The organism is Aquibium carbonis, from assembly GCF_003970795.1.
GTDB classification, from domain to species: Bacteria; Pseudomonadota; Alphaproteobacteria; order Rhizobiales; family Rhizobiaceae; genus Aquibium; species Aquibium carbonis.
Genome location: NZ_RWKW01000008.1, coordinates 37,313 through 43,389 on the forward strand (window position 1 = coordinate 37,313; position 6,077 = coordinate 43,389).

General features: G+C 66.8%; 9 protein-coding genes. All 9 read right to left on the reverse strand.

Annotated elements, in window-relative coordinates; translation table 11 throughout:
* Positions 1-33: 33 nt before the first annotated feature.
* On the reverse strand, positions 34-951 hold the full coding sequence (locus EJC49_RS03200) for a pirin family protein (RefSeq protein ID WP_126698020.1): 918 nt from the start codon (positions 949-951) through the stop codon (positions 34-36).
* A 10-nt stretch (positions 952-961) separates the two neighbouring features.
* Positions 962-1,354: a type II toxin-antitoxin system VapC family toxin gene (locus EJC49_RS03205; RefSeq protein WP_126698021.1), complete on the reverse strand. Its 393-nt coding sequence runs from the start codon at positions 1,352-1,354 to the stop codon at positions 962-964.
* Positions 1,351-1,611 carry a type II toxin-antitoxin system Phd/YefM family antitoxin gene (locus tag EJC49_RS03210; protein WP_126698022.1) on the reverse strand — a complete coding sequence of 87 codons (261 nt, stop codon included), beginning with the start codon at positions 1,609-1,611 and terminating at the stop codon, positions 1,351-1,353. Before EJC49_RS03210 ends, EJC49_RS03205 begins: the two co-directional genes overlap by 4 nt.
* A 115-nt stretch (positions 1,612-1,726) precedes the next feature.
* Entirely contained in the window at positions 1,727-1,978 is a 252-nt protein-coding gene (locus tag EJC49_RS03215; RefSeq protein WP_126698023.1) for an exodeoxyribonuclease VII small subunit, read from the reverse strand.
* Positions 1,979-1,984: 6 nt separating this feature from the next.
* Positions 1,985-2,917, reverse strand: a complete 933-nt coding sequence (locus EJC49_RS03220; RefSeq protein ID WP_126698024.1) for a histone deacetylase family protein — start codon at positions 2,915-2,917, stop codon at positions 1,985-1,987.
* Positions 2,918-3,050: 133 nt separating this feature from the next.
* Positions 3,051-4,160 carry a 3,4-dihydroxy-2-butanone-4-phosphate synthase gene (gene ribB / locus EJC49_RS03225; protein ID WP_126698025.1) on the reverse strand — a complete coding sequence of 370 codons (1,110 nt, stop codon included), beginning with the start codon at positions 4,158-4,160 and terminating at the stop codon, positions 3,051-3,053.
* A gap of 133 nt (positions 4,161-4,293) precedes the next feature.
* The gene (locus tag EJC49_RS03235; RefSeq protein ID WP_126698027.1) at positions 4,294-4,923 is read right to left on the reverse strand and encodes a hypothetical protein; all 630 of its coding nucleotides are present in this window, start codon (positions 4,921-4,923) and stop codon (positions 4,294-4,296) included.
* Positions 4,920-5,270: a type II toxin-antitoxin system prevent-host-death family antitoxin gene (locus EJC49_RS03240; RefSeq protein WP_126698028.1), complete on the reverse strand. Its 351-nt coding sequence runs from the start codon at positions 5,268-5,270 to the stop codon at positions 4,920-4,922. The genes EJC49_RS03235 and EJC49_RS03240 overlap by 4 nt, the downstream gene beginning before the upstream one ends.
* 99 nt (positions 5,271-5,369) lie before the next feature.
* The coding region (gene aroC, locus EJC49_RS03245) for a chorismate synthase (RefSeq protein ID WP_126698029.1) at positions 5,370-6,077 on the reverse strand (708 nt) is incomplete at its 5' end.

Sequence of the window (6,077 nt, forward strand, 5' to 3'; positions counted from 1 at the left end):
GCGAAGGTCACATTGCCGCGCCGGGACGTGTCGTCATTCAGGCAGCGGGATGAACTCCTCGGCGTCGCCCGGCACGATGTCGAAGCGGCCGGTGCGCCACTCTTCCTTGGCCTGCTCGATGCGCTCCTTCGACGATGAGACGAAATTCCACCAGATGTAGCGCGGCGAGCCGATGGAGGCGCCGCCGAAGAGCATCAGGTGGGCGCCCTCCTCCGACGAGACGACGATCTCGTCGCCCGGGCGGAAGACGAGAAGGCGGTCTGAGGGAAAGCGGTCGCCGGCGATGGTGACGCGGCCGTCGAGCACGTAGATGGCGCGCTCCTCGGCATCGGCGGGAATGCGGACGCGGCCGCCGGGCGCGATCGTGATGTCGACATAGAGCGTATCGGCATGGGTGCGGACGGCTGAGCGGACGCCGGAGAAGTCGCCGATGACGACGCGGCCGGAGGCGCCGTCGTCGGAAAACAGCGGCAAGGTGGCGGCGGCCGTGTTTTCGAACAGCGGATCGATCTCCTCCTTGTGGTCGGGCAGCGCGATCCAGGTCTGCAGGCCCGAGATCGACATCGGCGCGCCGCGCAGCTCTTCGGGGGTGCGCTCGGAATGAACGATGCCGCGGCCGGCCGTCATCAGGTTCACGTCGCCGGGCGCAATGACCATCTCGGTGCCGAGCGAATCACGGTGGCGGATCTTTCCGTCGAAGAGATAGGTGACGGTGGCGAGCCCGATATGCGGGTGCGGGCGCACGTCCATGGCCGTGCCGGCGCGCAGGATGGCCGGGCCCATGCGGTCGAAGAAGATGAAGGGGCCGACGAGGCGGCGTTTCGCCGTCGGCAGCGCCCGGCGCACCTCGAAGCCGCCGATGTCCTTGGCGTTGGGGATCACCATCAGCTCGATGGCGTCGCAGGCGAAGGCATCGCCGGGCTCGGGGTCGTTGCCGGGGAAGAAGCTCATGGGGAAATCCTCAGGGCCATGTCAGGATCCGCGCATCGTAGCGCAGGAGGTGGCGATCATAGGTGACGAAGTGCATGTCCTCCACGATCGACTGGGCGAGCATCAGCCGGTCGAAGGGATCGCCGTGGAGGGGAGGAAGCTTTTCGACGAAGGCGGCATGGGAAGCGGTGACGTCGAGGATGCCGATACCGGCCGCATCGAACTCTTCGATGGCTTGCAGCGCCGACATCGGCGGAGCGTCGCGACGACCTCGACCGTGCTTTATTGCGATCTCCCATACGGCGGCCGCCGAAACCATCACCGTGCCATCCCCACCGCCGAACAGCACACGGATATGTGCGGGGATGCGCTCGGGAGTATTGGTCGCCCAAATCGCGACGTGGGTGTCGAGGAGAAGCCTCACTCCTCCTCGCCGAGGAACAGCTTTTCGATCTCAGCGTCCATGGCCTGGAAGGCCTCGAAGTCCATCGGAGGATATTTTCCGCTCGCAAGGCCCAGGCGTATTCCCTTGGGCGCCTCTGCCGGCTTTTCGATCGGGACCAGCCTAGCTGCGGGCTTGCCGTCGCGCTCGATGACGATCTCGGTCTCGGTGCCGTTCTCGACGGCCTCGACCAGCGTCGCCAGATCGATTTCGGCATCGGAGAGTTTCACGACGCCCATGGCCCGACTTCCTTCGCGGTTGCACCAGATGACGATCGGCAAACTCAGACGATAAGCCTGAATACCGGTCCATGCAACGGACCCGGAACCTGTCGACCGGAGCGCCGCCGCCCCATCAGTCCGGATCGAGCGGCTCGACGCCCGTCGGCTGGCCGTCGCGGGACAGGCGGATCTTCTCGACCTTGGCTTCGGCGGCCTTGAGCAGCTTGTCGCAATGGCGCTTGAGGGCTTCGCCGCGCTCGTAGATGGCGATCGACTTCTCCAGCGGCACGTCGCCCTTCTCGAGATCATCGACGATGCGTTCCAGCGTTTCCAGCGCCTGTTCGAAGCTCATGGCGCGCACGTCGTCATTGGCCTTGTCGGTCATCTGTCGCTATCCCTTCATCAGCCGCCGAACATGCACCGCGACCGACATGGCCAGGCCCTGGAGGTCGTAGCCACCCTCCAGAAGGCTGACAAGCCGGTTGGAACTGAAGCGGTCGGCGCGGTCCATCAGCTCGGCGGTCGCCCAGTCGAAGTCCGCCTCGTCGAGGTTGATCTCGGCCAGCGGGTCGCGATGATGGGCGTCGAAGCCGGCGGAGATGATGATCAGGTCGGGGCGGAAATCGTCGAGCGCCGGCAGGATGCGCGAGCGGAAGGCGTCGCGGAAGACGTCCGAGCCCGTGTGCGCCGACAGGGGCGCGTTGACGATGTTGCCGGCGCCGGTCTCGTCCTTCGCCCCGGTGCCGGGATAGAGCGGCATCTGGTGGGTGGAGCAGTAGAGCACGGAACGGTCGTCCCAAAAGATGTCCTGCGTGCCGTTGCCGTGGTGGACGTCCCAGTCGACGATGGCGACGCGCTCGGCGCCGTGGGCCTTCTGGGCGTGGCGGGCAGCGATGGCGGCGTTGTTGAACAGGCAGAAGCCCATCGCGGTCGCCCGCTCTGCATGATGGCCGGGCGGACGGGCGGCGACAAAGACGTTGTCGGCCTTGCCCGTGAAGACGTCGTCGACGGCGGCATTGGCCGCGCCGATGGCGGTAAGGGCCGCTTCCCATGTCTTGGGGCTGGCCGAAGTGTCGGCGTCGACGCGCACGAGCCCCTGCCCTTCCTCGGGCATGGCCGCCCGCACGCGCTCCAGATACTCCTCGGGATGGGCAAGCAGCACGGCGGAAGGATCGGCCTGCGGCGATTCCACCCGGTCGAGATCGTCGAAGCTCTCGTGCTCCAGCGCGCGGCCGATGGCGCGCAGCCGGTCGGGCCGCTCGGGATGGCCGGAGGGGGTGAGGTGTTCGAGATAGATGGGGTGCGTGTAGAGGCGCGTTGTCATGGCGAGAACTTAGGACGTGCGCGGCCGCTTTGCCACAGCCCCATGAGCCCGGCGGACGCCCGTCAACAGGCTTGTGGCTCCCGCCCGCAGCACGGCCGCGCCCGAGTGGGAAAACCCGCCGCTCCGATCCGTCTCAGTCCTTGTCCATGATCTGGGTGCGGGCAATGCGGATGCCGAAGCCCTCCAGCCCGACGTAGTGGCGCTCGCGCGAGGTGACGAGTTCGATGGACGAGATGCCCAGATCGCGCAGGATCTGCGCGCCGAGGCCGATCTCGCGCCATTCGTTCTCGCGGCGAAGCGCCTCGTCATGGCTCTCCTCGGTACCGGGGGCGGGGCGCACGCGGCGCTGGTGAGCGACGCCGACGGACCCCTCGCGCAGGTAGACGATGACGCCGCGCTGCTTCTCACCCATCTCGCGCATGATACGGCGAAGCCGGTCCGAGGTGCCGAACATGTCGGTCACCACGTCCTCGGGATGCAGACGGACCGGCACCTCCTCGCCGTCGCGGATATCGCCGAAGACGATGGCGAGGTGGTGCATGGGATCCCAGGGCAGCGTGTAGGTGTGGGCGCGCGCCTTGCCGCCCGGCGTCTCGACGTCGAAGGAATCGATGCGCTCGACGAGTGTTTCCTGGCGCTGGCGGTAGGCGATGAGGTCGGCGACCGAGACCTGCTTGAGGCCGTGCGTTTCGGCAAAGCCGGAAACCTGCGGGCCGCGCATGACCGAGCCGTCGTCATTGACCAGTTCGCAGATGACACCGACCGGTGGCAGGCCGGCGAGCTTGCAGAGGTCGACCGCAGCCTCGGTATGGCCCGAACGCATGAGCACGCCGCCCTCGCGCGCCACGAGCGGGAAGATGTGGCCCGGCCGGACGAAATCGGACGCGCCGACATTGCCGTTGGCCAGATTGCGCACCGTGAGCGTCCGGTCGTCGGCCGAGATGCCGGTGGTCGTGCCGTGCTTGAAATCGACGCTGACGGTGAAGGCGGTCGAATGCGGAGCGTCGTTGTCGGCCACCATCGGCGCCAGGTTCAACCGGCGGGCCTGATCGCGCGGCATCGGCGCGCAGACGATGCCCGAGGTGTGGCGCACGATGAAGGCCATCTTCTCGGGCGTGCAATGGACGGCCGCGACGATCAGATCGCCCTCGTTCTCGCGCCCGTCATCGTCCATGACGACGACGATCTCGCCGCGCTCGAAGGCGCGCAGGGCTTCGACGATCTTCTTCTGGTCGTAGGGCATGGGGCTCGCTTCGCTCGCAGGTCGGTCGGCAGTCGGCAGTCGGCAGTCGGCAGTCGGCAGTCGGCAGTCGGCAGTCGGCAGTCGGCAGTCGGGGAATAAACCCGCTGCCGCAGAACGCAAGAGGGTTTGGCTGTCAGACGCTCCACGGCCGGATGAAGACCGGGTCCTCCGGATCGCCGTCGTCGGCCTTTCTTGCGGTTGCGATCCGGATGGCGTGCCAGGCGGTGTCCGCACCGGGAGCGCCGAAATCCTCGTCCATCCAGCGGATGAACGTCCGTGTCCCCATCATGGTCAGGTCCGCGCGGACAGCCCGAACGGCGTCACGCGCATCCCTGTCGTCGACGATGACGACAATCTCCTCTCCACGCGCGAGAGCCTGCTTGAGGTCCTGAACGGCGGACAGGAGGCTCCGCTCGCCGCGATCACTCCAGGATGGCATCAAGAACTCCGGCTTCGAAGCGAGTTCCCAGAGTTTCATTTCACGTTCGTAGCGGACTCCTTCCGGGGTCACCAGAATGGTAAGCCGGTCCCTGTTCCTGTCCATCCAAGCGCGGATGTCGTCTCTCGCGCCGCGCCGCTGATCTTTCCCCTCTCCGGGCTCGCGGAGCACCTCGGTGACAACCATGTCGGTGATCATCACGGGGCAACCGGGCAGGAACAGCCAGTCCAGCGCCCCGATGCATCCCAGCAGGGAGAGCGGCGTGCTGTCCATGATCAGGAAGCGCAGGGTCCGCCGATCCGCGCCTTCGGGCCGCTCGATCATAAACCCGGACGGCCGAATTTCCGTCGAATCGCAGCGAGTTCCATCTCGACCGCGTCTTCACCGACGCCCGACAAGGCCTCGTGGGCCATCCTCAGGGCGGCCGTTTCGAAGTGCCGCACGTCGTATCCCAGCGGATCTGGGCGCGGACGGAGGGTCCGTGACCCGTGCCGCTGCAATTCGGGCTCGACGGCCTCTCCCGCGATGCGTTTCAACCGGCAGAATTCCTCGACGGAAAGCATGACGGTCCGGGGCTTTCCGTGGGACGTAATGACCGCACCTTCCCGATTCGCCGCCCGCTGAACGTCTCCGGTCTGCTTCTGCAAGTCGACGGAACTGAAAGCACGCATGGGCCATCTCCCCGCTTCAATCGACGTAAAATACGTATTTTCTACGCCGACGGCAAGGGCAGTCCAGAAACGAGACCGTGGCCCGTCTGCCTGCCTCGCTCACCGCCCCGTCTGTCCCCTGTGGCGCAGATAATGGTCGGCGATGGCGCAGGCGACCATGGCTTCGCCGATGGGCACGGCGCGGATGCCGACGCAGGGATCGTGGCGACCCTTGGTGCGGACCTGAACATTGTTGCCGTCGAGGTCGATCGACTGGCGCTCGGTCAGGATGGACGAGGTGGGCTTGACGGCGAAGCGGGCCACCACCGGCTGGCCGGTGGAGATGCCGCCGAGAATGCCGCCAGCCTTGTTGGACAGGAACAGCGGCACGCCGTCATTGCCCATGCGCATCTCGTCGGCGTTCTGTTCGCCGGTGATGCGCGCGGCCTCGAAGCCGTTGCCGATCTCGACGCCCTTGACCGCGTTGATGGACATCAGCAACGAGGCGATGTCCTGGTCGAGCTTGGCGTAGATCGGCGCGCCGAGGCCGGGCGGAACGCCCTCGGCGACGATCTCGATGACGGCGCCGACGGAGGAGCCCGCCTTGCGGATGCCGTCGAGATACCCGGCGAAGACGGGCACGGAGGACCGGTCGGGCGTGAAGAAGGGATTTTCCGCGTCGTCGACGAAGTCCCAGTCCCAGTTGGCGCGATCGATGGTCTTTTCGCCCATCGAGACGAGCGCGCCGCGCACGACGAGGCCCGGCACCACCTTGCGGGCCAGCGCGCCCGCCGCCACGCGGGCCGCCGTCTCGCGCGCGGAGGACCG

Bases quoted from the DNA above. Each gene is read 5' to 3' on its own strand.
- EJC49_RS03200 (WP_126698020.1), bottom strand. From the start codon at position 951: ATGAGCTTCTTCCCCGGCAACGACCCCGAGCCCGGCGATGCCTTCGCC.
- EJC49_RS03210 (WP_126698022.1), bottom strand. From the start codon at position 1,611: ATGGGCGTCGTGAAACTCTCCGATGCCGAAATCGATCTGGCGACGCTG.
- EJC49_RS03215 (WP_126698023.1), bottom strand. From the start codon at position 1,978: ATGACCGACAAGGCCAATGACGACGTGCGCGCCATGAGCTTCGAACAG.
- EJC49_RS03220 (WP_126698024.1), bottom strand. From the start codon at position 2,917: ATGACAACGCGCCTCTACACGCACCCCATCTATCTCGAACACCTCACC.
- ribB (WP_126698025.1), bottom strand. From the start codon at position 4,160: ATGCCCTACGACCAGAAGAAGATCGTCGAAGCCCTGCGCGCCTTCGAG.
- EJC49_RS03235 (WP_126698027.1), bottom strand. From the start codon at position 4,923: ATGATCGAGCGGCCCGAAGGCGCGGATCGGCGGACCCTGCGCTTCCTG.
- EJC49_RS03240 (WP_126698028.1), bottom strand. From the start codon at position 5,270: ATGCGTGCTTTCAGTTCCGTCGACTTGCAGAAGCAGACCGGAGACGTT.